A 22569-nucleotide genomic window follows, 5' to 3' on the forward strand; every position below is an offset into this window, starting at 1 on the left:
TATTACTTTTCTTTTCCTAATTCTATTGCTCTATCAAATGCTGCATATGCAGCATCTTGAATAAGTTGTTTTACATTATTATCTTCCATGGAGTCAATGGCTGCCTGTGTAGTTCCTCCTTTGCTGGCAACACGACTAATCCAAGTTTCCGGTGAAATATCCGATTGGTTAAACAATTCTATAGCTCCCTCAAAAGTATTACTCACTAAGACTTTAGAGTCGTAAGCTGAGAAACCCATTTTTAAAGCCGCTTCTAGCATAGATTGCATAAAGTAAAATACATATGCAGGTCCGCTACCTGATATACCTGTGGAGGCATCTATAAAATTTTCGGTATTTACATGAATGGATGTTCCGGTGGTATCTAATAAATTACGAACCATTATAAGTTCGACTTTAGATACGGCATCCGATTCGGTATACGATGTAACTCCTTTACCTACTTTAGCAGGTAAGTTAGGCATTGCTCTAACAATTTTAGTTGCTCCAAGTTGTGTTTTAATAGTGTCTATGGTAACACCAGCCATTAGGGATACAAATATCTGTTGTTGGTTTATTTGAGATGCCATACTTTTGAATAAGTCTTCAATATGGTATGGTTTTACGGCTAAAAAAACAATGTCTGCTGTAGGTAAACAATCTTCTAGGTTGTCGTAAACATCAAAATGAGGCTCTTGGTTTAAGGTTGTAATTTTTTTTGGATCAGTGTCATATATTTTTAGGTTATATTTATCTAATAATGGCGATTTCGCCATACCTTCGGAATACGTTAAACCCATATTTCCTGCTCCAATTACTAGTACTTTCATTTTTTTTGTAATGTATTGATTATCAATATTAATTTGTATATAGTGTACAAGGACTATACGGAAGACCAGATTTTAGTATTTAATTTTAATAAATTCGATTTGTATGAATTATAATGCGTTTGGTTGAGATATTGATAACTATAGGCTTTATAAATTATGAATGTTATAATTGGCTTATTGACGATTCTGTCAAAAAGGTGACAGTCTGTCGGGATTTTTTTCATTTTTTTAACTTGAAATTCTATCCGTGCCAAAATAAAAAAGCCTCACTTTTAGTAAGGTTTTTTTTAATTAGTGCTATAAATTTCTATAATACTTTTATTTTTTTTCAGGTAATCCTCGTGTTAACCAACCGCGTCTGCTTGCCGTTGCAATGGCATATGGTGTAATCCAAAAAAGGCCAAAAGTATAAAGTATGCTATAGGTGTAAGCCCAAAAAGATTCTTTAATTTCATAACGATGTGCATAGAATAAGACAGAAAATGTAGAAGTTACTAAAATGCTTAATAAAGTCGATCCTAAGAATAGGAGTGGGTGCATCATAACAAAAAACAACATGAATAATACAAATGGATAGCTCATTATAATACGAGAAAATTGACTTATAAAAAGTAAACGTGTACCAAATTTGCTTTCCTTTTTAAAATTAGTAAATACATATTTAGACATGGAAAGGTTTTCTCTTACATTGCTACGTCCCCATCTGATGAACATTTTATATAAACCTCGGTATTCTTCTGGTACATTTGTATAAGCTACTGCATTTCGTTGAAATAAAACATGCTTACCTTGTTTTAAAATCATATTAGTCATTGCTCGGTCCTCTCCTATGTCGGATGGTTGCCCCATAAAAGTCTGATTGATCCATTCTGGTAAACACTTAAAGACAGCACTACTTCTATATGCTGCTAAAGCACCAGGTGTACATAAAACTGAATTCAATGTGCTTTCTGCAGATCGTACAAATTCAAAGCTCATCACAAAACTAACATCTAGCATTTTTGGTAACATGGCTTTTTTATTATTAAGCACACGTATATTACCTGCTACAGCACCACAGTTTTTGTCTGTAATAAACGGGCTAACTAAATTACGTAGCGTATTTTCATCTACAACTGAGTCGCTATCTACTGTAACAAACACCTCACCAGTTCCTAGGTTAAAACCTCTATATAAGGCATGGCGCTTTCCTTTATTTTCTGGTTGTTGTAATATTTCAACACGATTACCTAATTGTTTTTTAGCATCTTCCATCCATGACCATGTATCGTCTAAGCTTCCGTCATCTATAGCTATTAGTTGCATTTTATCAATGGGGTAATCACTTTTTGATAAACTTATTAAGGTATCCCATACTTGTTTCCCTTCATTGTAAGCGGGAACTATTATAGTTACAGTAGGTAGTGATTCATCTGAAACAGATTCAATTGCATTATATTTTAGGTATTTATATCCCATAAAAATAAAATAGAACGCTTTGAATATAAACAAGGCAAAAGCAGTACTCATAAATATTAATCCTATAGTACTACGCTTTCTATCGGAATTAAATTGCTCGAAATCTGTATGGAAAACTGAGAACAAATAAATACCCATAGCTATAAATATAAGCGTACTTAATAGTGTTAACTTATTGTATGGATTTTGAATTTTTTGGTTGGAATCGGGGAGGATTCCTTTTACAAACTGTTTTACCTTAAAAGAGTAGGTTGTTTTTTCAGTGGAAGATTGCTCGTGTATTTGTGTTGCCATAAATGTTTTTATCTGTTGGGTGACTGTTGTCTTTAAAACGATTTACGCAGATTTGATGCGTTTGGATGTTTTTTGAGACTTTTTTATGATAAAAACAGGCCTTTTTAACGATTTACCCTATTTTTTGGTCTATTATTGTGATATGGATACTTTTATTTAAGTGTGAATATTAACAATGTATTTATTCGTAATGCGACTATTGGGAAGGTTTGTTTAAGTTGAGTGTTAACTGAAAAAATTAAAGTTTTCTACTAATTGTTAAGCCGTCCCGAATTGGTAGAAGTACCGTTTCTACGCGTGGATCTTCCTTTAAAAGTTTATTGTAGCCAATGAGCGCAGGCGTTGCAGTGTCATCTTTTTTAAAAGTGGTGTTTAAAATTTTACCACTCCAAAGAACATTGTCGGACAGAATAATACCTCCTGGGTTTAAAATTTCGATAATCTGTTCAAAATAGGCTGCGTAGTTATCCTTGTCTGCATCTATAAAAACGAGGTCAAAACCTTTATTAAGCTTTGGGATGATTTCTAATGCATTTCCTAAATGTTGATGGATTTGATGACTATAATCCGATTTATCAAAGTATGTGCGTTGAAAATCAACTAGTTCTTCATTAATGTCAATAGTATGTAATTCACCTTCTTTTTGAATGCCTTCTGCTAAACATAAAGCAGAATAGCCTGTGTATGTTCCTATTTCCAAGATGTTTTTTGGATGTACCAGTTTAGATATCATACTTAAAACGCGTCCTTGGTAATGCCCACTTAGCATGCGGGGTTGTAAGATTTTTTGATACGTTTCACGAGTTAATTGTTGTAATAATTCAGGTTCATTTTCTGAATGATTTACCACATATGTGTCTAATTCTTCTGAAAGGAAATGCATGTTGCTATTTTATTTAAATCGTTTGAGAGTTACACATTTGTTCGTGTACTTCATAGGTTTCTAATGTGTTGAAACTTTAAATTAACTTAAAATACGTTTAACTAATTTGTCTTTAGCGTTTTGATCATCACCACATAGCCATTGAATAACATTATCTTCCCATATTGCATCACGTTCAGACTCGTTAATGATATCCTGATTTATTGCTAGATCTAATATTTTTCCAGGGTAAGAAGATTGTTTAGCACTCTCCATTTCGCCTAATGGATACGGATCGTCAAGTCCCATTAAAACTTGTTTTGAACCTTGATTTTTAATCAGTAATTGTAATCCTCCAGTATCATGTACTAAGGTGTCGAAAAATATATTTTTATGTCCAACAGCTTTCCTTGGGTGACTCTTACCTTCGAATAAATCTGGTCTGCCATCAAAACCTTGAATTCGTCTTCCTAGATTTATTTGTGCTAATTGTCCGCCATGAGCAAAACAAGTACGCATGTTAGGGTATTTGTCTTGGTAACCATTTAGGGTTAAGAAATGATATGCATCAGCGCATTGTGCCAACATCCAAATAAGATGGAATCGCCATGAAGTATTCTCTAATTTTATAAATTTCTCACCATCATAAGGGTGAATTTCTACAGCTAAATTATATTTATTGGCTAATTCAAAAATAGGTTCATTTTCCTCATCAAAAATACATCGCCAAGTACCAATTGTATCCATGTAGTGAGTAGGTAAACACAGGAGTTGCATACCTAGTTCATTTACACAACGTTCAATTTCCCAACAAGCACCACGTACAAATCCGGGGTGTACTACAAAACCACATGTGAATTTACTTGGATTTTCACGTTGTACTTTGGCATTAAAATCATTTTGAAACCTTAAAGCTTGTTTCATTTCCTCAACACGTAAACCGTTTCCGTAAAGCTGCGATAAGTTTAAAACCACCGCATGATCTATTTTAAAACGTTCCATCCAAGCTAGTTTTTCATTTAAAAAGAAGCTAGAGTCGGTAATTGGACGGTTCCAATCTTTTTGAAGCATAAACTTCCGATCTTTATCTACCCAGAATATTCCTTTATCCTGCATGAATTGTGGAATTTCTTCCGGGTAAGGAAGTAGGTGAGAGTGACCATTGATGCGAAGTTTACGTTTTTGCTCCATAACTTGTTTTGTAAGCGATTAGGTTTTATTTAGATTTTTGATGGAATAATTTAGTCGATTTTAACCTTTTTTGGCGGTTCCATAGTTTCACCGCAATTAGGGCATTGACGTTTTTTTAAATCACCGTAATATTTATCGAAAATCTTAGGCATATCTGTTTCAATGTTTTCAACGGTAAAATCCTCTTCATAAAGTTGTGTTGTACAATTTTCACAAAACCATAAAAGGGCATCTCTCATGCCTTCAGGGCGTTTATATTCAATAACTAAACCAACTGTGTTTGCTCCACGTTGTGGAGAATGCGGTACTTTAGGTGGTAGTAAAAAAATGTCACCTTCTTTAATATGAACATCTTTAGGAGTTCCGTCTTCTATAATTTTAAGAACCATATCACCTTCTACTTGATAGAAAAATTCAGGTGTTTCGTTATAATGGTAATCTTTACGACTGTTAGGCCCTCCAACAACCATCACAATAAAATCGCCATCTTTCCAAACTACTTTATTACCAACTGGTGGTTTTAGAAGATGTCTGTTTTCTTCAATCCAGGCTTTAAAATTAATAGGAGGGTATATTGCGCTCATTTTAGGATGTTTTTATTAAATGAATGGTATAAAGTTACAATTTTTGATATCAATTTGTATGATATAAGCTCGTGTTTATTTTTTTCTTCTTAGCAGCTTGTAGGTCTATAATTTTATAAGAACTAGCGCTAAATTCTACCGTAAAATAAATTTGATATCGCGGCTTTAATTTAGATTTAGTCTGCTTGTAAAAATTACGCTCGTACCAAACAATATTTCTATCATCAACGACTGTATGGTGTACGTTAGATTTAACTTTTTTTCGTGTATACTCTAAAGACAGAAATGTTGATTCTGAATCTAAATATACCGGATCGATAGTGTTTGGGTTTGTTAGTAATAGCATAGTGCTTTCTAGGTGGTGATTTTGTATGTTGTCTGCAATTTCTTCCATAATGGCTAATTGGTCTATTTCAGCATTCGAATAGTTTTGAATAACATATTGCGCTTGCGTAATAGTTGCTATTAAAAAGAAAACACTAAAAACATACAAGGTTTTCATATTATAAGCTTTTTGTACGACCACCATCAACAGGTAAATTAATACCATTTATATATCCTGCTCTTTCACTAGCTAAAAAGGTAATAGCGTCTGCTAATTCTTCTGGTTTAGCAAAACGCTTTGCTGGGACTGCTTGTTTCATGGTATTAGCAGCTTCTTCTTCTGTTTTTCCAGTTTTAGAGGATTTGTTTTTTATAATTTCAGATAGACGGTCGGTACCTGTTGCACCTGGTAATACATTGTTTACTGTAATGCCAAACTGGCCTAATTCGTTTGCTAATGTTTTACTCCAATTGGCTACGGCTCCTCGAATGGTATTACTAACACCTAGGCCATCTAAAGGTTGTTTAACAGAAGTAGAAATTACATTTACAATTCTGCCATAATTGGCTTCTTTCATAAAAGGCACTACCGTTTGAGCTAATATATGATTACATTTTAAATGCTGAGTAAATGCACTTTGAAATTCATCTAAATTGGCATTAAAAACAGGTCCACCGGCAGGTCCACCAGTATTGTTTACTAATATGTGAAATCCGTGATTGTCTTTTACAAATTGGTTGACTTTTTGTTGTAATTCCTCAGGGTTTGAAAAATTAGCAACGATATAGCTGTGTGTTCTATGCGTCGGTAATTCAGCTAATACAGCTTTTAACTTATCTTCATTTCTAGCTATAAGGGTTACTTGAACACCTTCAGCTGCTAGTGCTAGAGCAGTAGCTTTACCTATGCCTGCCGTACTTCCGCAAACTAGTGCGTATTTATTATTTAGTTGTAAATCCATTTTATTGATTTAATTGAAATTTTTCTTAGAAATGTGATACAATATCAAAGGCTGATACTAGTTATGTGTTTGTTCTAAGTTATTTTTTTAATATTTTATACAGATGTTTTTCGGTTCCGTAAAGAAACGCAGGGCTTCAAATCCTCCTTCTCTACCAACTCCTGATGCTTTTACACCGCCAAAAGGTGTACGTAAATCACGCATTAACCATGTGTTTACCCAAACTATACCGGCTTGTAGCTCACCACTCATTCGCATGGTACGTTTTAAGTTGTTTGTCCATAAAGTAGCCGATAAACCATAATTAACTTTGTTAGCCATTTTTAAGACTTCTTCTTCAGTATCAAACGGCATGATAGTTACTACTGGACCAAATATTTCTTCTTGATTTACGCGGCATTCATCGGTAGGGACCTCAATAACTGTAGGTTCTAGATAGTAGCCATTTTCATAGCCTGCTACGGTTACCTGGTTGCCTCCACATAGTATGTTGCCATTTTCATTTTTTGCAATTTGAATATATTCTAAAACCTTTTCTAAATGTGGCTTTGATACTAAAGCGCCTATGTTAGTCGTGTCTTCTGAAGGGTGACCTACTTTTAAATTTTTAATTTTAGCAACGAAATCCGTTTTAAACTTTTCATAGATTGATGATTCTACAAAAATGCGACTTCCACATAAACATATTTGGCCTTGATTAGCAAATGATGATTTTACAGTGGTATTTAGCATGTCTTCATAATCGCAATCAGCAAAAATAATATTTGGGTTTTTACCGCCAAGTTCTAGTGATAGTTTTTTAAACATTGGAGCAGCTGTTCTAGCAATATGCGCCCCAGTAGCAGTGCCCCCTGTAAAGGAAATAGCTTTTATATCTGGGTGTTCAATAATAGCCTGCCCAGTTGTACCTCCTAAACCATGAACAATATTTAGTACACCTTTAGGTAAACCGGCTTGATTACAAATTTCACCTAATAAATATGCTGTCATAGGCGTTACTTCACTTGGTTTGGCTACCACACAGTTTCCTGCGGCAATAGCTGGAGCTATTTTCCAAGTAAATAAATACAGTGGTAAATTCCATGGAGAAATACAACCTACAACACCAATTGGATGTCTAAGCGTGTAGTTTATGGCGTCTAAACCAGTGCTTTCATGGCTTTCACTTGCAAATTGAGTGATAGCATGTGCAAAGAAGCGAAAATTGCTAGCAGCTCTCGGTATATCTATGGTTTTTGCTAGGCTAATGGGCTTGCCGTTATCTTTACTTTCAGCTTTTGCTAAAGCATCTAAGTTTAATGCAATTAATTCTGATATTTTAAGTAAAATCCGACTTCGTTGATCTAAAGTTGTTTTAGACCATTCTGGGAATGCTGTTTTAGCAGCGGTGTATGCCTCTTCAACATCTTCCTTTGTTGAGTCAGGAATCTGACCATAAACAGTGCCTGTTGCAGGGTTGAAATTCTCTATCCAATTATCTTGAGTAGGGTTATGAAAGGTGCCGTTTATGTAGTTTTTAATAACCATAATTATTCAGCTTTCTTATACGCCATAACTTTAATTTCAACTACCAAATCGGGATGAGGTAATTGATGTACAGCTACGGTTGTTCGTGTTGGGCCAGATTCTTTTTCAAAAAATTCAGCATATGCTTTGTTATAGCCTGCAAAATCATTCATGTTCACTAAAAACGAGGTGACATCTACAACATCTTTTATTGATGCGCCTACGGTTTTTAAATTTCGGTCTATGTTTTTTAAAACCTCACGTGTTTGTACTTCCGAATTTAAACGTTTAGTGCCCATTTCGTCTATAATTTCAACACCAGCAATGGTATTGTCTTGACGTCGGGAGCTTGTTCCTGATACAAAGATGAAATCGCCAACACGTTTTACATGTGGGTAAGCACCTCTAGGAGTTACTTTTGTTCCTTCGTTATTTGAGTTTATGTCTTTTTCGTTGCTCATAAGTTGGTTCCCATTTTATTTTAATCCTGCTATTCTATCGTCTTCTAATATTGCCTCGGTTTCTGTTTTAACGAGTTCCAATGTTGCTTTTAATTCAGTTTCCGATAATCCCTCGATATTGTTAATTTTACCATCGGCTAGTAAGTTTAAAATAGCTTTGTCTTGTGCACGACCTCTTAGCATAGCTTCATTGTAGTTAATGTTTTCGTTGAAAGTAACCAAGGAGTATTTTGATGAATAATCTTCAGGGAACGTTTTCTCGAAAGCCATTTCTAAACTGCGTTTTTCTCTGAAATTAGCATGATTTACATGGCCTTTCATTTCATGGAAATTATCAATTGCTAAATCGGCAATGGCATCTGTATCTTTTTTTCGGGATTCTTCATAATGCTTAAAGACACTTTCCCAATTTGAATGATTGGCATCTAATACCTTGTCGAATTCTACAACATCTTCAAAGGAAGCATTCATACCTTGACCATAAAATGGCACAATAGCATGTGCAGCATCGCCCATTAATAAAGTGTTACCTTTATAATGCCATGGAGCACATTTTACAGTGCCTAAAGGAGCTGTTGGGTTTTCGAAAAAATCATCAACTAAGTTAGGCATGAGCTCTAAGGCGTCTTTAAAGTATTTTGTAAAAAATTCTAAAACACGTTCTTTAGTTGTTAAATTATTGAAGTTATAGCTGCCTTCATTGTAGCTTAAAAATAGTGTTACCGTAAAACTGCCATCTAAATTTGGTAATGCAATTAGCATAAAGGCTTCGCGACCCCAAATATGAAGTGCATTTTTATAAGTCTTATAAGTACCATTTTCACCTGGTAGAATACTTAGTTCTTTATAGCCATGACTTAAATAATCTTGCGAAAAACTAAATAAAAACTTTTTACCAAGGTAATAACTTTTCCGCATTGCAGATCCAGCTCCATCGGTAGCAATGATAACGTCGGCATCTTCAATAAATGTATCTTTTGTGAGGTAGTTGGTGAATTTAGCAGTGGTGTTTTCAAAATCTACCGACTCACATTTTCTGTTGAAATAGATGTTTACATTTTCATGATTTTCAGCTTCATCTAACAGTAATGCATTTAGTTGGCCTCTAGAAATAGAGTTTATATATTCGTGTTCACGACCACTGTATGGAGCAAGTGTTGTATTACCCTCAATATCATGCAACATGCGTCCGTTCATAGGAATACAAAGCGGTTCAATTTTGTCTTGAATACCTACTAAATTCATGGCTTTAATCCCGCGGTCTGAAAATGCTAAATTTATAGATCGTCCAGCATTGATATCTACTGTTCGTAAATCGGGACGCATTTCCATAACAGTAACATTGTAGCCACGTTGGCCTAGACGTAAGGCTAGGAGTGAGCCACAAAGTCCGGCGCCGATAATTAAGATGTTTTGTTGCTTGTTTTTCATTTTATGTGTCGCCTTTAACTTATTGAAACTTTAAAGAAAATAGGTCTTTTTTATTTTAAAATGTCTTTTAACCGTTCTACCATAGTATAAATATCTTGATAGGAATTATATAGCGGAATTGGTGCACAACGAATAACGTCTGGTTCTCGCCAATCGCTAATTATACCTGCTTCAGTAAGCTTATCATGAAGTTTTCTGTCGGCATTTTTAACCTGAATAGATAGTTGGCAGCCGCGTTCATCAAGGTTTTCTGGAGTAATAATTCGAATGGTGTCTTCACCTAATTGCTTTAATAAGAATTCAAAATACCCCGTTAGATTGCGTGATTTTTCGTTTAACTTACTAATGCCTACTTCTTCAAAAATATCTAAAGAAGCTTTAATTGCTGCCATTGATAATATTGGTGGATTACTTAATTGCCATCCTTCAGCACCAGGTAAAACATCAAATTCGTCACGCATTCTAAAACGTGTTTCTTTGTTGTGACTCCACCAACCTGTAAAACGATTTAAAGTTTTATCGTTGGCATGGCGTTCGTGAACAAAGCACCCTCCTAAACTTCCAGGGCCTGAATTTAAATATTTGTAGGTACACCATACGGCAAAATCAGCACCAGAGTCATGAAGGTTTAACTCTACATTTCCAGCTCCATGTGCGCAATCAAAACCTACCATGCAACCGTGATTGTGACCTAACTGTGTAATACGCTTTAGGTCGAAAAATTGTCCAGTATAATAATTAACACCACCAATCATAACAAGCGCTATTTCATCGCCATGTGTATTTAAAATAGCTTCTAAATCTTCATAACGTAATAATTCCTCACCTTCACGAGGTTTCCAAAGAATTAATCCTTCTTTGTCATCGTATCCATGATGTCTTAATTGCGATTCTACGGCATATTTATCTGATGGGAATGCGTCGGCTTCAATAACAATTTTATAGCGTTGCGCAGTTGGTTTGTAAAATGAAACCATCATAAAATGTAAGTTGGCTGTTAAGGTGTTCATAACGACCACTTCTAATGGTTTTGCACCAACTACTTTTGCCATGCTTTCAGTTAAGAATTCGTGGTATGGTAGCCAAGGGTTTTTCGCTTCAGTATGACCTTCAACACCCAAATTAGCCCAATCATCAAGTTCTTGGTTAATGTAGTTTTTTGTGGCTTTAGGCTGTAATCCTAAAGAATTTCCACAGAGATAAATCATGTCATTGCCATCTGAATCTTTAGGAATGTGAAATTGATCTCTGTAGCTGGATAAAGGGTCGTTTGCGTCTTGTTCTTTAGCGAATTCAAGACCTGTTTTATAGTTGGACAAAGTGTATTGTTTTTCGGTTTCCCACAAAAATAAGAATTATAATTTTAGGAATGAAAGGAAAAAGAAAAAGCGCTTCAACCATTGATTGAAGCGCTTTTTGAATATATATAGACGCAATTGCGGGATATTTACAAACTATATACGATTGTCATCCATGTTTTGGATGTTTTATATTATTTTACTGAAACATCACTAAAGAAAAGTTCCCAGTTGTCATCCGTTTTTTTATGACTTAAAGCAATTTTAATTCCATTAAAATCTTGAGTGTTTTCCCATGTTGAAAGCATTGTTGGTTGCTGGGCGTTTCCCTTTCTGTAAACCCATTCTTCTATCATGTATTTTTCATTATAATAAAAATCGTAAGCGTCGCCAGGTGTGTAACCGCCTTCTTCGGGGTATGATATAGTGATTTTATTTAATTTTTTGTTGCTTATAGGTGCATTTACATTGGCCGTTTCAGAGGTTGTTACACCTTTGTCCCAAACTAGGTTATAAGGTGCCAAAAGCCAAAATTTATCATTTATAAACGCTTTGTCTGCATTTATAAATGTACTATCCATGGTATTTCTATTATAACGTATGGTGTTATTTGTGGTAGATAGCGCAACGTTATTTGTTTTTGGAGACCAGGTCCAATTGCGTGAAAATAAACTACTGTCTTTTTTTACATTAAAGCTAAATTTAATTTCGTTAACAGCATCCCAGTTATCAACCCCGTATGCTTTCGCAATTTTTTCCGCTGTTGTAAGGCTTAGTTCGGTGGTTGTGGTTTCAACTTGTTCCGGTTGTTCTTTATCGTTTTTACAAGATTGTAAAAAAAGTAATACACTAAATAATATTAAGTATTGTTTCATTATTGGTTAATTTTAGGATTTTGCAAAGTTATAGTAAATTAGGCAGATAAATAAGAAGCTATGGGGTTAGAAGAAAAGTATTTTGAAACTAATAGAATTACTTGGAACCAAAAGGTTTCTGTGCATGCAACAAGTGGTCTGTATGATATGGAAGCTTTCAAAGAAGGGAAGTCGTCGTTAATGTCTTATGAGTTAGATGCTTTAGGAGATGTTTCAGGTAAAACGTTACTGCATTTACAATGTCATTTTGGACAAGATACTTTGAGTTGGAGTAGGGCAGGAGCAAAATGTGTAGGGGTAGATATTAGTGATGAAGGAATAAAGTTGGCAAATAAATTAAACACTGATTTAAATTTAGATGCTGAATTTATTTGCTGCAATGTTTTAGATACATCTAAACATATTACGAGCCAATTTGATATTGTTTATACAAGTTATGGTGTGATAGGTTGGTTGCCGGACTTGAAACCTTGGGGTGTTATGATTTCTGAGCGTTTAAAAAAAGGTGGGACATTTTTTATGGTCGAATTTCATCCTATTGTATGGATGTTTGATTACCTAGGAGGAACACCAAAAATGACATATGGTTATATGCAAGATGCGCCTATTTATGAAGAATATGAAGGGACTTATGCTAATCAAGAATCTAAAATAGTCAGTAAAGAATATGGATGGAACCATGGACTTAGTGAGGTGATTAATGCATTAACTCAAGCGGGTTTACATATAGATTACCTTAATGAATTTGATGAGAGTCCTTATGATGTTTTACCAAATTTAAAACCAGCATCAAACGGTATGTTTGAATTAGAAGAAAAGTTATATCCTCTAATCTTTACGCTTAAAGCAACTAAACTTTAAGCGTAGATGTTAAATTATTTAATGGTTTGTTTTTAGAACTTCAGGCATCTGACGTTTAAAACGATTTAGCCTAGGTAGTGAAACATTTTGAATATAAGGGTTTTCGGGGTGCAGACGTTCGTAGTTTTGATGGTACTCTTCTGCTTTCCAAAATTTTTGAAACGGATACACTTCGGCTGCAACTGTAATATTTAAAGAGTTTTCTAGACTCTTGATTTTATTTAAGATTTGTTTTTTTTGTTCGTCGTTTTGGTAAAAAATTATAGAACGATACTGGGAGCCTTTATCAGGACCTTGTCCGTTAACCTGCGTTGGATTTTGTGAGGCAAAATAAACATCTAATAAAGTTTCAAAACTAACAATTTTTGGGTTGTAAATAACTTCTACCGCTTCTGCGTGTCCCGTTCTACCAGTGTTGCTAGCTTCGTATGTAGGGTTTTTAGTATGGCCTCCAGCGTATCCGGAAATAGCTTCGTTTACACCTTTCACACTTTCGTAAACAGCTTCTACACACCAAAAACAACCACTAGCAAAATATGCTTTAGCATTGCCATTCTTCATGGCTACTTCTACAGGTTCTGCATTAATTACGTCCTGTTGTTTGAGATTGACTTGAGCGTTGTTATTGCAGCTAAATAATAAGGTTATTGCTAGAAAGTAAAATAACTTATTCATGGTTTTGTTTTAGGTCTTAGTCGTAAGGTAAGTTGTTTCCTTTAACTTAAAATCTTAAAGTTATATTAAAAAAAAAGCCTTCAATTTCTTGAAGGCTTTTTTTTAACTATATGATTTTGACTTATAACTTAGTAAAAAGTTTTGCCATTTTTTCACGTTCTTCTTCAGCTAATGCTGCATCAACTAAAATACGACCACTGTGCTCATCTGTAATGATTTTTTTGCGTGAAGCAATTTCCATTTGAACTTGTGGTGGAATGGTAAAGAAAGATCCTCCAGAAGCACCTCTTTCAATTGGTACAACAGCTAATCCGTTTTTTACATTTGTTCTAATTCGAGTATAAGCAGCTACTAAACGCTCATCGATAGATTTTTTGAAATCATCCGATTTTTTAATTAACGCTTCTTCTTCTTTTTCAGTTTCAGCAAGGATCGCATCAAGTTCTCCTTTTTTATGCTTCAAGTGAGTTTGACGTTCTTTTAAGCGATCTTTCGTTTGAGCAATCACTTCTTTTTTCTGTTCAATTTGAGCTTTATACTCATTGATGTTTTTCTCAGCTAATTGAATTTCTAATTCTTGAAATTCAATTTCTTTAGAGATAGAGTTAAATTCTCTATTGTTACGAACATTTTTTTGTTGCTCGTTGTATTTCTTAATAAGCGCCTTAGCTTCTTCAATCAAGTTCTTTTTGGAACTGATATCATTTTTTATAACATCTAAGCTGTCTTCGTGCTTTTCAAGTCTTGTGTTTAGTCCAGCAACTTCATCTTCTAAATCGCGTACTTCTAAAGGAAGTTCTCCACGAACATTTCTGATTTCATCGATGCGCGAATCTACAAGTTGTAAATCAAACAAGGCTCTTAAACGCTCTTCTACAGTTGCTTCTTTCTTTTTTGCCATACTCTAATAATACTTAACTGGATTTGTATTGGTCTTTGATAAAATTAGCCTACCTAATGGTAAGGCAGGTGCAAAATTAGTAATTTTTTTCGTAAGAAATGCTACTAAAAGGTTTTTTGTGAACTGTTCGCTTTCATAATGACCAATATCTGCGAGTATTATACGGTTTTCAGCTTGAAAAAAGTCGTGATATTTTAAATCGGCGGTTATAAATATATCAGCACCAGCTTGTTTTGCATTCGCTATAGCGAAACTTCCTGATCCTCCTAAAACAGCTACTTTTTGTACCGGTTTGTCTAATAATGAGGAATGACGGATTGCAGGGGTTTGCATCTGTGTTTTTAAGTAATTCAAAAAGGTGGCTTCAGACATTGGCTCTTCAAGAGTTCCAATCATGCCCATACCAATGTGTTGATTAGTATTTTCAATGCTAATGATTTCGTAAGCAACTTCTTCGTATGAGTGCGTTGTGAATAGAGTTTTTAAAATTTTGGCTTCTAGGTGTTTTGGAAAGGTTACAGTTATTTGAGTCTCAGCTTCTGAATGTTCTTTGTGTTTTTCTCCTAGTGTTGGATTTGCATTCTCACCAGCCATAAATGTACCGGTGCCTTGTATGTTAAAACTACAATTGGAATAATTGCCAATGCTACCAGCTCCTGCTTCAAAAAGAGCTTTACGGATGCTTTCTGCTTCTGCTTGTGGAGCGTAAGTTGTAAGTTTTTTTATGGTTTCACGTTGAGGTATTAATATTTGACGATTGTTGAGTTTTAGCTTTTCGCAAATCATATTGTTAACACCGTGAAACGCATTGTCTAATGCAGTATGAATAGCAAAAATGGCAATGTTATTTTGTATGGCTTTTATAACAACACGTTCAACATATGTTTTACCTGTTATTTTTTTCAGACCTTTAAAAACAATGGGGTGGAAGCTAACAATAAGGTTGCAATTGGTTTCTATAGCTTCATCGATAACAGCTTCAGTTGTATCTAACGATACTAAGATACCTGAGACTTCTGTTTTGTTATTACCTACCAGTAAACCAACATTGTCAAAGCTTTCGGCATAGTTACTTGGCGCAAAATCTTCTAAAAAATGTATAACGTCTTGAACAATCATTTGTATTTATGTTTATGTTCAAAGATAAAATAATTACTTTCGTTGTTATGAAGCTTCTGCGAAAAATATTAGTTCCCATTGTTCCTATTTATTATTTAATAACCTGGTGTCGTAATTTATTTTACGATTGGGGCGTTTTTAAAAGTAAAATCTATGAGCACCCTATTATATGTGTAGGTAATTTGAGTACTGGTGGTACCGGAAAATCGCCTATGATAGAATTTTTAATTAGAATGCTAGAAGATAGGTGTGCGGTAGCAACTTTAAGTAGAGGGTATAAACGGGAAACATCAGGTTTTAGATTAGCTGGAGATCAAGATTCAGCTTTAACATTAGGCGATGAGCCGTTTCAGTTTTATACTAAATTTAAAGACACCGTTCAAGTATCTGTGGATTCTGATAGGCAGAATGGTATTTCTAATTTATTGAAGTTACCGAACAAGCCTGATGTTATTTTGTTAGATGATGCTTTTCAGCACCGCAAGGTTACAGCGGGATTTAATATTTTATTGACGACTTACGATGCTTTATATTCTGATGATTGGGTTTTACCTACTGGTAATTTGCGCGAACCTAAACAAGGAGCTAAACGTGCTCAGGTTATAATTGTTACGAAGTGTCCGGTAGCATTAACGAATACTGATAAAGCTGCTGTATTGGCTAAATTAAAACCACAGAAAAATCAGGATGTTTTTTTTAGTTCTATTAAGTATTCAGAAACGGTATACGCGCATCAGTCGGAAATGCTTGTAAAAGAATTACCTGCTTTTACTTTAGTGACCGGTATAGCTAATGCAGATCCTTTAGTGAGTTATTTGAAAGATGAAAAACTAGAATTTGACCACCTAAACTACCCAGATCATCATGTGTTTTCAGATGCAGATATAGCTTTGTTGTCTGAAAAAGACTTATTGATTACTACGGAAAAAGATTTCATGCGATTAAAAACCTTTGACTCTTTACAATCTAAATTATTTTACTTGCCTATAAAGGCTGCTTTAGATTCTGCAGATTTTTTTGAAAAGCGTGTGCTTAAATATATCGAGTCGGCTAAATAATTTAAGAGATATCGGTTTGCGGATTATTAATTAAAGCTTCAAATAATTTTTTCTCGAAGTCTTCTTGTTTGAAAGGTTTTGATATAATATCAGTAAAGCCTGCTTCATCAAATTCTTGCATCTTATCTTCGATAGTTACAGCAGTTAAAGCAAATATGGTTATATCTTTATTAAACGCTCTAATTAATTTAGTTGCTTCTAAGCCACTAATGCCTGGCATATGGATATCCATTAAAATAACATCGTAATTTTCATGCTGCGCTCTTTCAACGGCATCTTCACCATTGTCAACAATATCACAGCTAAGTTTCATTTTGCTAAGGATTTTTTTGGTAATCATTTGGTTGATTTTATTGTCCTCAACAATAAGTATTTTAATGTTTTCTAAAACGATATCTTCAATATCGTTAAAGTATTCTAATGGTTTTGGTTTAACAACAGGTGCTGCGTATTTCATGGGGATTTCAAAAATAAAATTAGAGCCTTTATTTAATTCACTCTTCAGGTAAATGGTTCCTTTTAAAATGTCTATTAAACCTTTAACAATTGAAAGTCCTAAGCCTGTACCGCCGTATTTTCTGTTGATTTGAATAGACCCTTGAGAGAAACTTTCAAAAAGGCGTTCTTGTTTTTCTTTACTAATACCAATACCATTATCTTCAACTTCAAAACGTACAATATAGTTGTCGCCGTTTTGTTTTAGTTTGCTGGCACGAATCCAAATGTCGCCGTCTTTGGTGAATTTAACCGAGTTTCCAATCAGGTTAATAAGGATTTGTGATATCTTTAATTGATCGGCATTAAAAGTTTCTGGTATATCATCGCCATAAACAAGATGTAGCTTTGTATTGTTATTGCCGGCTGAATTATTAAGGGCCGCAATAATATTAGACATCTTCTTTTTAAGGTTGAAATTCTCAGGTTCAATATCTACTTTGTTTGCTTCAATTTTATTAATTTGAAGAATATCGTTAATGAAGGTTAGAAGGTATTCTCCTGAAAATTTTAATGATTTTAAATGCGGAACCTGTTCTGGTTTTGGATTTTCATCTAAAAGCATATTGGTTAATCCGGTTACGGCATACAGTGGTGTTCGTAGTTCATGTGTAACGGTAGATAAGAAATTAGCTTTTGTTTTAGATGCTAATTCGGCTTTCTCCATAGCAACAATAAGTTCACTGTTTTTAATGTGAAGCATGTTGTTCGTTTTTAAACGAATATTATTATTTTTATATAAAGATAGCGTTAGTAATGATAAGATGGTAATTAAGGCAATACTTAAAATAGTTGTTAGTTTGCTTAAGTTGTTTTCCTTAATCTTTTCTTCCAGGTTTGCTGCTTGTTCTTTTTGAAACTCCGTTTGATTGTTTAATAGTATTTTAACGCGTTTTTCAGGTGATAAGTTAGCACGCTTAACCTGAAGCAAGGAATCTGACAAGTGCATGTGTTTTTTTAAATACTGCGTTGCAGCTTCATAATTTCCTTGTTGTTCTTGAATGTTGCTTAGTATTAAATAACCGTTGCTTAAAACTGTATCAAAGTTATTAGTTTTTGCAATTTCAATACCTTTATTAATATAGTTTAAACCTTCAGCGTCTTTATCTAATTTAGATAGGGCTAAGCCTTTGTGTATTAGTGCGCTACTTTCTATTTTAAGTAAATCGTGGCGTCTAGCTAAACTGATAGATTTTTCGAGTTCCCTATTGGCCTTAGTGTAGCTTTTAACTTTTATTAGTGTTTTACCTTCGTTTAGGAGTACTTCAGCTACAAAGTCCTTTAAATCCTCTTCAGCAAAAAGTTTATTTGCAGAAACATAGTAGTCTAAAGCTTGTGTGTAGTCTTTTTTACTATCATAAACATTACCGATTATTTTATAGGTTTCGGCTCTATTTACATTGTCTTTAATAATTCGCTGAATCTCGTTAGCTTTAAATAAGTTAATTAAAGCATTGTCTGGTTCCTCAAGAATATATTGCAGTTTCCCTAGTTTAGCATAAATAATACCAATAATCTTTTTTCTATTTATTTGTTCAGAAAGAACAAGGGCTTCTTCTAATTTTTTTTGAGCTTCAAAAAAATCACTATTTTCAATATCTTGCTGGGCCTGGTTTAATTTGTAATCAATGTTGATTTGGATGGTTTCCTCATCATCATAAACTTCATTTTGTGCTGATACAGACCAGCTAAACAGCATTAAAAGAATACTTATGTATTTGTATATGTGGGACATTCAAGGATAACTATTGTAAACAAATATAATTATTTGTGTTAGAAAAGTTATAATTTCCTAGATAAAAAGCTGATTAAATCAATTATTCTTTGTGAATACGCGGTTTCATTGTCATACCAGCCTATTATTTTTACCATATTCCCAATTACAGAAGTCATATCTGAATCGAAAACACAAGAATATGGATTGCCTACAATGTCAATTGAAACAATAGGGTCTTCGGTATAGGCAAGTACGTTTTTAAGGTACCCTTCCGATGCTTCTTTAAAAGCATTATTTACAGTTTCAATACTAACCGTTTTCTCAACATTAAACGTAATGTCTGTTAAAGATCCATTAGCTACTGGTACTCGAATACCACAACCTCCAATAACGTCAGATAAATTAGGGAAAATACGTGTTAACGCCTTTGCTGCACCAGTAGTAGTAGGTACAATAGATTGGCCAGCTGCACGAGCACGACGTAAATCGCGATGTGGTTGATCGTGTAAACTTTGGTCGGTTGTATAGGAATGAACAGTGGTAATGTAAGCTTGTTTTATGCCACATAGCTTATTAATAACGTCCATCATTGGAGCAGCGTTATTGGTGGTACATGAAGCGTTTGAAATAATACACTCGGAACCATCTATACTAGATTCATTAATACCTAGTACAATAGTTTTAATATTGTCGTCTTCTGGAGGAACACTTAAAATAACGCGTTCAGCACCATTGTTTATATGGTGTTGAAGTAATTCACTTGTTTTAAATTTTCCGGTAGCTTCAATAACATAATCCACTTCTACGTCCTTCCAATTAATGCTTTTGGGATGATTATAATGGGTAAGTGTTATTTCTTTTTCGTTTACTAATATTGCGTTATCGTTATGAGATATAGTTTCAGGGAAAATACCATGAATACTATCGTATTTTAATAAATGACTTAACGTTTTAGCATCTGCTAAATCATTAATAGCAACAACTTCAAGTTCCGGGTGGTTTTGCAGGAGTCTAAAAACACGTCTGCCAATTCTACCAAAGCCATTAATTCCAATCCGAATCATTAATTTATGTGTTTTTGAGCCTTGTAAGAAGATCGTACTAATGCACTACTTTCTACATGTCTGAACCCTAAGTTAAGGCCTATTTCTTTGTATTCTTCAAACTGATCTGGTGTTATAAATGCTTTAACTGGAAGGTGTTTTTTACTTGGTTGTAAATACTGACCAATTGTAACAACATCCACTTGGTTTTCTTTTAAGTCATGTAAAGTTTCAATAACTTCTTCACGTTCCTCACCTAATCCAAGCATGATACCAGACTTTGTACGGCGTTGCCCTTGGTTTTTTAAGTAATTCAACACACCTAAACTACGGTCGTATTTAGCTTGAATTCGAACCTCACGCGTTAAACGACGAACAGTTTCAATGTTATGAGAAACAACTTCTGGTGCCACATCGATAATGCGATCTATATGTTGTTCTACACCTTGAAAATCTGGAATTAATGTTTCTAATGTTGTTTCAGGGTTCATGCGTCTAACCGCTTTTACGGTTTCTGCCCACATGATACTTCCCATATCCTTTAAATCATCACGATCCACACTTGTTAATACGGCGTGTTTGATTTTCATAAGTTTTATTGAACGGGCAACTTTTTCAGGTTCATCCCAGTCTACCGTTTCAGGTCTTCCTGTTTTAACACCACAAAATCCACAGGAACGTGTGCAAACATTACCAAGAATCATAAATGTAGCCGTACCTTCTCCCCAGCATTCGCCCATATTTGGACAGCTTCCAGAAGCGCAAATTGTATTTAAACTGTATTTATCTACTAAGGTTCGTAATTCAGTATATTTTTTACCAGTAGGTAACTTAACACGTAGCCATTTTGGTTTGGCTTGTCTTTCTGGTAAAACACTTGTAGTGGTTTCTGTTTTCATAGACTAAAATTTCCGGAGCAAAGATACAAAGTATAATCGGAAATACCCGCCGAATGTCTGAAAGTAGCAGAAAGGAAAACGGGGATTTAACTTCTTTGGTTTTGGATAATTTCAGCTAGTAATTTTTTAGCACGAAGTAATTTAACCTTAACATTATTGATGGGTTCATCAATTTCTAAAGAGATCTCTTTATAGCTCAACTCTTGAAAGTACCTTAAATTGATGACTTTTTGATAATGTGGTTTTAATTTTTTGATGTCACGAAGCAATTTAGCAAGATTTTGTTCGGTTATTAATTCGTCTTCAGCCGAAGGTGAATCATCCAAAATATCATTGTAATTTACCTCGCTATTTTGTGATAGGTTTTGTGAGATGGTTTTTTTTTGTTTCCGTACTAAATCTATATGGATGTTTTTTGAAATAGTTATAAGCCATGTTTTAAAGCTGTAGTCATGGTTATAACTATCTATTTTATCGAAAGCTTTTGAAAATGTTTGTATGGTGATATCTTCAGCATCGTTTTCATTTTGCACGCGTTTTAATTGAAAGCCATATACATAGTCCCAAAAAGTATCTAACAATAAATTAAAAGCTTTTTGGTCGTTGGTTTTGGCGCGCTCTATGGCTTGTTTTATTTCCAATGTTTAGGTTTTGAAACGAGGTTTAAGATAAATATAATAAATTGAAAAACAACTAAAAAGAACTCTAAGAACGGAAGGAAGGGAATCAAGTCTTGTTCGTTGAGTTTTTTTGCGGTAAACCAAATAATTATATACTGACAAATAAATCGTAGTAATAAGAATGCAAGTATGATTTCCCAAAAATAAGAAAAGCTTAGGAGTGTAATTCCAGTTATCCAAAATAGGAGTTGTGTGCTATAAAATGAAGCAAGTAACATTTTATGTTTAGGCTTGTAGTGCTGAGCAGTAGTGATATGGCGTTTTTTTTGAGTAACCCATTCTTTAAACGTTTTTTTTGGATTAGATATGGTAAAGCTATCTTTTGAAACGCATATGTTAGTGTTGGCAGCAGTAGCAACTTCATTTATAAACAAATCATCATCACCAGACCTGATGTGCATGTGTTTCATAAAACCACTTGCTTTGAAAAATTCAGTTTTAGTATAGCCTAAATTCCTGCCAACTCCCATATATGGTATGCCCATTTTTGCAAAGGATAAGTATTGCATGGCCGCATATAAAGTTTCAAAGCGGATAAGTTTATTTAAAAACGAATTTTTAATTTTTTTGTACCCCCCGTAACCTAAAACAATTGTTTTTTGTTCATTAAAATGGGCACTCATTTCTGTTATCCAATTATTTGAAATAGGTTCGCAATCAGCATCGGTAAATAAAAGGTGGTTATGCTTGGCAGCTTTGATACCTAGAGTTAGAGCATATTTTTTGTTTGCCCAAAATGCTTCATTGTTTTTTACATTAACAATTTTGATGTTGCTGTGTTTTTCAGCAAAAGACTCCATGATTTCAAGTGAATCATCATAGGAGGCATCATTAATTAGAACAACCTCAAAGTTTGGGTAGTTTTGAGCCAGAACGGACGGTAAAAAGTTTGTTAGATTTTCAGCTTCGTTTTTTGCGCAAATTATTACAGATACTGGACTGTTTTTAGAAACGTAAGTTGTTTCTTTTTGAAAGGCAAATTGACTAAAAAAAATAAAGTAATAGGCGACCTGAAAACATGCTACTATAATAAAAGTATAGTAGAGAATGTCTAATATGAGCATTA

22 protein-coding genes are annotated in these 22569 nt (G+C 34.2%); 2 read left to right on the top strand and 20 right to left on the bottom strand.

The window, feature by feature from the left end; genetic code table 11:
* Window positions 1-2 precede the first annotated feature (2 nt).
* The 12 genes from proC to ACW5R3_RS04240 all read right to left on the bottom strand — a co-directional run bounded on the left by proC (window position 3) and on the right by ACW5R3_RS04240 (window position 12055).
* A complete protein-coding gene (proC, locus tag ACW5R3_RS04185) occupies window positions 3-809 on the bottom strand; it encodes a pyrroline-5-carboxylate reductase (RefSeq protein ID WP_456578374.1) in 807 nt (268 codons plus the stop codon).
* Window positions 810-1127: 318 nt separating this feature from the next.
* Entirely contained in the window at window positions 1128-2561 is a 1434-nt protein-coding gene (locus ACW5R3_RS04190) for a glycosyltransferase (RefSeq protein WP_456578375.1), read from the bottom strand.
* A 238-nt stretch (window positions 2562-2799) separates the two neighbouring features.
* Complete coding sequence (locus tag ACW5R3_RS04195) at window positions 2800-3444, bottom strand: O-methyltransferase (RefSeq protein ID WP_456578376.1); 645 nt, start codon at window positions 3442-3444, stop codon at window positions 2800-2802.
* A gap of 81 nt (window positions 3445-3525) precedes the next feature.
* On the bottom strand, window positions 3526-4614 hold the full coding sequence (locus ACW5R3_RS04200) for an amidohydrolase family protein (protein ID WP_456578377.1): 1089 nt from the start codon (window positions 4612-4614) through the stop codon (window positions 3526-3528).
* A 50-nt stretch (window positions 4615-4664) separates the two neighbouring features.
* Entirely contained in the window at window positions 4665-5198 is a 534-nt protein-coding gene (locus ACW5R3_RS04205) for a 3-hydroxyanthranilate 3,4-dioxygenase (protein ID WP_456578378.1), read from the bottom strand.
* A gap of 49 nt (window positions 5199-5247) precedes the next feature.
* The gene (locus tag ACW5R3_RS04210) at window positions 5248-5700 is read right to left on the bottom strand and encodes a hypothetical protein (RefSeq protein ID WP_456578379.1); all 453 of its coding nucleotides are present in this window, start codon (window positions 5698-5700) and stop codon (window positions 5248-5250) included.
* A gap of 1 nt (window position 5701) precedes the next feature.
* The gene (locus tag ACW5R3_RS04215; protein ID WP_456578380.1) at window positions 5702-6484 is read right to left on the bottom strand and encodes an SDR family oxidoreductase; all 783 of its coding nucleotides are present in this window, start codon (window positions 6482-6484) and stop codon (window positions 5702-5704) included.
* Between the two features lie 87 nt (window positions 6485-6571).
* Window positions 6572-8011 (bottom strand): aldehyde dehydrogenase, encoded by a 1440-nt coding sequence (locus ACW5R3_RS04220; RefSeq protein WP_456578381.1) that lies wholly within the window; start codon window positions 8009-8011, stop codon window positions 6572-6574.
* Window positions 8012-8013: 2 nt separating this feature from the next.
* Window positions 8014-8451 carry a RidA family protein gene (locus tag ACW5R3_RS04225; protein ID WP_456578382.1) on the bottom strand — a complete coding sequence of 146 codons (438 nt, stop codon included), beginning with the start codon at window positions 8449-8451 and terminating at the stop codon, window positions 8014-8016.
* A gap of 15 nt (window positions 8452-8466) precedes the next feature.
* A complete protein-coding gene (locus ACW5R3_RS04230; RefSeq protein ID WP_456578383.1) occupies window positions 8467-9882 on the bottom strand; it encodes an FAD-dependent oxidoreductase in 1416 nt (471 codons plus the stop codon).
* Window positions 9883-9932: 50 nt separating this feature from the next.
* Window positions 9933-11201 carry a kynureninase gene (gene kynU, locus ACW5R3_RS04235; RefSeq protein WP_456578384.1) on the bottom strand — a complete coding sequence of 423 codons (1269 nt, stop codon included), beginning with the start codon at window positions 11199-11201 and terminating at the stop codon, window positions 9933-9935.
* A gap of 173 nt (window positions 11202-11374) precedes the next feature.
* A complete protein-coding gene (locus tag ACW5R3_RS04240) occupies window positions 11375-12055 on the bottom strand; it encodes a hypothetical protein (protein WP_456578385.1) in 681 nt (226 codons plus the stop codon).
* Between the two features lie 60 nt (window positions 12056-12115).
* Here ACW5R3_RS04240 and ACW5R3_RS04245 point away from each other — a divergent pair, with 60 nt between their 5' ends.
* Window positions 12116-12916 (top strand): class I SAM-dependent methyltransferase, encoded by an 801-nt coding sequence (locus tag ACW5R3_RS04245; RefSeq protein ID WP_456578386.1) that lies wholly within the window; start codon window positions 12116-12118, stop codon window positions 12914-12916.
* Window positions 12917-12934: 18 nt separating this feature from the next.
* Here the strand turns inward: ACW5R3_RS04245 and msrA are convergent, their stop codons facing one another.
* The 3 genes from msrA to ACW5R3_RS04260 form a co-directional block, all read right to left on the bottom strand.
* Window positions 12935-13591: a peptide-methionine (S)-S-oxide reductase MsrA gene (gene msrA / locus ACW5R3_RS04250; RefSeq protein ID WP_456578387.1), complete on the bottom strand. Its 657-nt coding sequence runs from the start codon at window positions 13589-13591 to the stop codon at window positions 12935-12937.
* 121 nt (window positions 13592-13712) lie between these two features.
* Entirely contained in the window at window positions 13713-14492 is a 780-nt protein-coding gene (locus ACW5R3_RS04255; RefSeq protein ID WP_456578388.1) for a zinc ribbon domain-containing protein, read from the bottom strand.
* A gap of 3 nt (window positions 14493-14495) precedes the next feature.
* Window positions 14496-15611, bottom strand: coding sequence for a Nif3-like dinuclear metal center hexameric protein (locus tag ACW5R3_RS04260; RefSeq protein ID WP_456578389.1), 1116 nt, complete (start codon window positions 15609-15611; stop codon window positions 14496-14498).
* A gap of 47 nt (window positions 15612-15658) precedes the next feature.
* On the opposite strand from ACW5R3_RS04260, the gene lpxK reads away from it, so the two are divergent.
* Window positions 15659-16669 (top strand): tetraacyldisaccharide 4'-kinase, encoded by a 1011-nt coding sequence (gene lpxK, locus ACW5R3_RS04265; protein ID WP_456578390.1) that lies wholly within the window; start codon window positions 15659-15661, stop codon window positions 16667-16669.
* Between the two features lies 1 nt (window position 16670).
* Here lpxK and ACW5R3_RS04270 read toward each other — a convergent pair whose 3' ends face one another.
* The 5 genes from ACW5R3_RS04270 to ACW5R3_RS04290 all read right to left on the bottom strand — a co-directional run bounded on the left by ACW5R3_RS04270 (window position 16671) and on the right by ACW5R3_RS04290 (window position 22567).
* Window positions 16671-18899, bottom strand: a complete 2229-nt coding sequence (locus tag ACW5R3_RS04270) for an ATP-binding protein (protein WP_456578391.1) — start codon at window positions 18897-18899, stop codon at window positions 16671-16673.
* A 47-nt stretch (window positions 18900-18946) separates the two neighbouring features.
* Complete coding sequence (gap, locus tag ACW5R3_RS04275) at window positions 18947-19945, bottom strand: type I glyceraldehyde-3-phosphate dehydrogenase (protein ID WP_456578392.1); 999 nt, start codon at window positions 19943-19945, stop codon at window positions 18947-18949.
* Entirely contained in the window at window positions 19945-20823 is an 879-nt protein-coding gene (lipA, locus tag ACW5R3_RS04280) for a lipoyl synthase (protein ID WP_456578393.1), read from the bottom strand. Before lipA ends, gap begins: the two co-directional genes overlap by 1 nt.
* A gap of 86 nt (window positions 20824-20909) precedes the next feature.
* Window positions 20910-21464 (bottom strand): RNA polymerase sigma factor, encoded by a 555-nt coding sequence (locus ACW5R3_RS04285; protein ID WP_456578394.1) that lies wholly within the window; start codon window positions 21462-21464, stop codon window positions 20910-20912.
* Window positions 21455-22567, bottom strand: a complete 1113-nt coding sequence (locus tag ACW5R3_RS04290) for a glycosyltransferase (RefSeq protein WP_456578395.1) — start codon at window positions 22565-22567, stop codon at window positions 21455-21457. Before ACW5R3_RS04290 ends, ACW5R3_RS04285 begins: the two co-directional genes overlap by 10 nt.
* Between the last annotated feature and the right edge of the window lie 2 nt (window positions 22568-22569).

This window comes from Algorimicrobium bowmanii, from assembly GCF_054031195.1.

Excerpts from the sequence above, each read along its gene's own strand:
- ACW5R3_RS04215 (WP_456578380.1), bottom strand. The coding sequence starts at position 6,484 with ATGGATTTACAACTAAATAATAAATACGCACTAGTTTGCGGAAGTACG.
- gap (WP_456578392.1), bottom strand. The coding sequence starts at position 19,945 with ATGATTCGGATTGGAATTAATGGCTTTGGTAGAATTGGCAGACGTGTT.
- ACW5R3_RS04255 (WP_456578388.1), bottom strand. The coding sequence starts at position 14,492 with ATGGCAAAAAAGAAAGAAGCAACTGTAGAAGAGCGTTTAAGAGCCTTG.
- ACW5R3_RS04190 (WP_456578375.1), bottom strand. The coding sequence starts at position 2,561 with ATGGCAACACAAATACACGAGCAATCTTCCACTGAAAAAACAACCTAC.
- ACW5R3_RS04225 (WP_456578382.1), bottom strand. The coding sequence starts at position 8,451 with ATGAGCAACGAAAAAGACATAAACTCAAATAACGAAGGAACAAAAGTA.
- lipA (WP_456578393.1), bottom strand. The coding sequence starts at position 20,823 with ATGAAAACAGAAACCACTACAAGTGTTTTACCAGAAAGACAAGCCAAA.
- ACW5R3_RS04205 (WP_456578378.1), bottom strand. The coding sequence starts at position 5,198 with ATGAGCGCAATATACCCTCCTATTAATTTTAAAGCCTGGATTGAAGAA.
- ACW5R3_RS04210 (WP_456578379.1), bottom strand. The coding sequence starts at position 5,700 with ATGAAAACCTTGTATGTTTTTAGTGTTTTCTTTTTAATAGCAACTATT.
- msrA (WP_456578387.1), bottom strand. The coding sequence starts at position 13,591 with ATGAATAAGTTATTTTACTTTCTAGCAATAACCTTATTATTTAGCTGC.
- ACW5R3_RS04230 (WP_456578383.1), bottom strand. The coding sequence starts at position 9,882 with ATGAAAAACAAGCAACAAAACATCTTAATTATCGGCGCCGGACTTTGT.
- proC (WP_456578374.1), bottom strand. The coding sequence starts at position 809 with ATGAAAGTACTAGTAATTGGAGCAGGAAATATGGGTTTAACGTATTCC.
- ACW5R3_RS04245 (WP_456578386.1), top strand. The coding sequence starts at position 12,116 with ATGGGGTTAGAAGAAAAGTATTTTGAAACTAATAGAATTACTTGGAAC.
- lpxK (WP_456578390.1), top strand. The coding sequence starts at position 15,659 with ATGAAGCTTCTGCGAAAAATATTAGTTCCCATTGTTCCTATTTATTAT.
- ACW5R3_RS04240 (WP_456578385.1), bottom strand. The coding sequence starts at position 12,055 with ATGAAACAATACTTAATATTATTTAGTGTATTACTTTTTTTACAATCT.
- ACW5R3_RS04200 (WP_456578377.1), bottom strand. The coding sequence starts at position 4,614 with ATGGAGCAAAAACGTAAACTTCGCATCAATGGTCACTCTCACCTACTT.
- ACW5R3_RS04195 (WP_456578376.1), bottom strand. The coding sequence starts at position 3,444 with ATGCATTTCCTTTCAGAAGAATTAGACACATATGTGGTAAATCATTCA.
- ACW5R3_RS04220 (WP_456578381.1), bottom strand. The coding sequence starts at position 8,011 with ATGGTTATTAAAAACTACATAAACGGCACCTTTCATAACCCTACTCAA.
- ACW5R3_RS04270 (WP_456578391.1), bottom strand. The coding sequence starts at position 18,899 with ATGTCCCACATATACAAATACATAAGTATTCTTTTAATGCTGTTTAGC.
- ACW5R3_RS04290 (WP_456578395.1), bottom strand. The coding sequence starts at position 22,567 with ATGCTCATATTAGACATTCTCTACTATACTTTTATTATAGTAGCATGT.
- ACW5R3_RS04260 (WP_456578389.1), bottom strand. The coding sequence starts at position 15,611 with ATGATTGTTCAAGACGTTATACATTTTTTAGAAGATTTTGCGCCAAGT.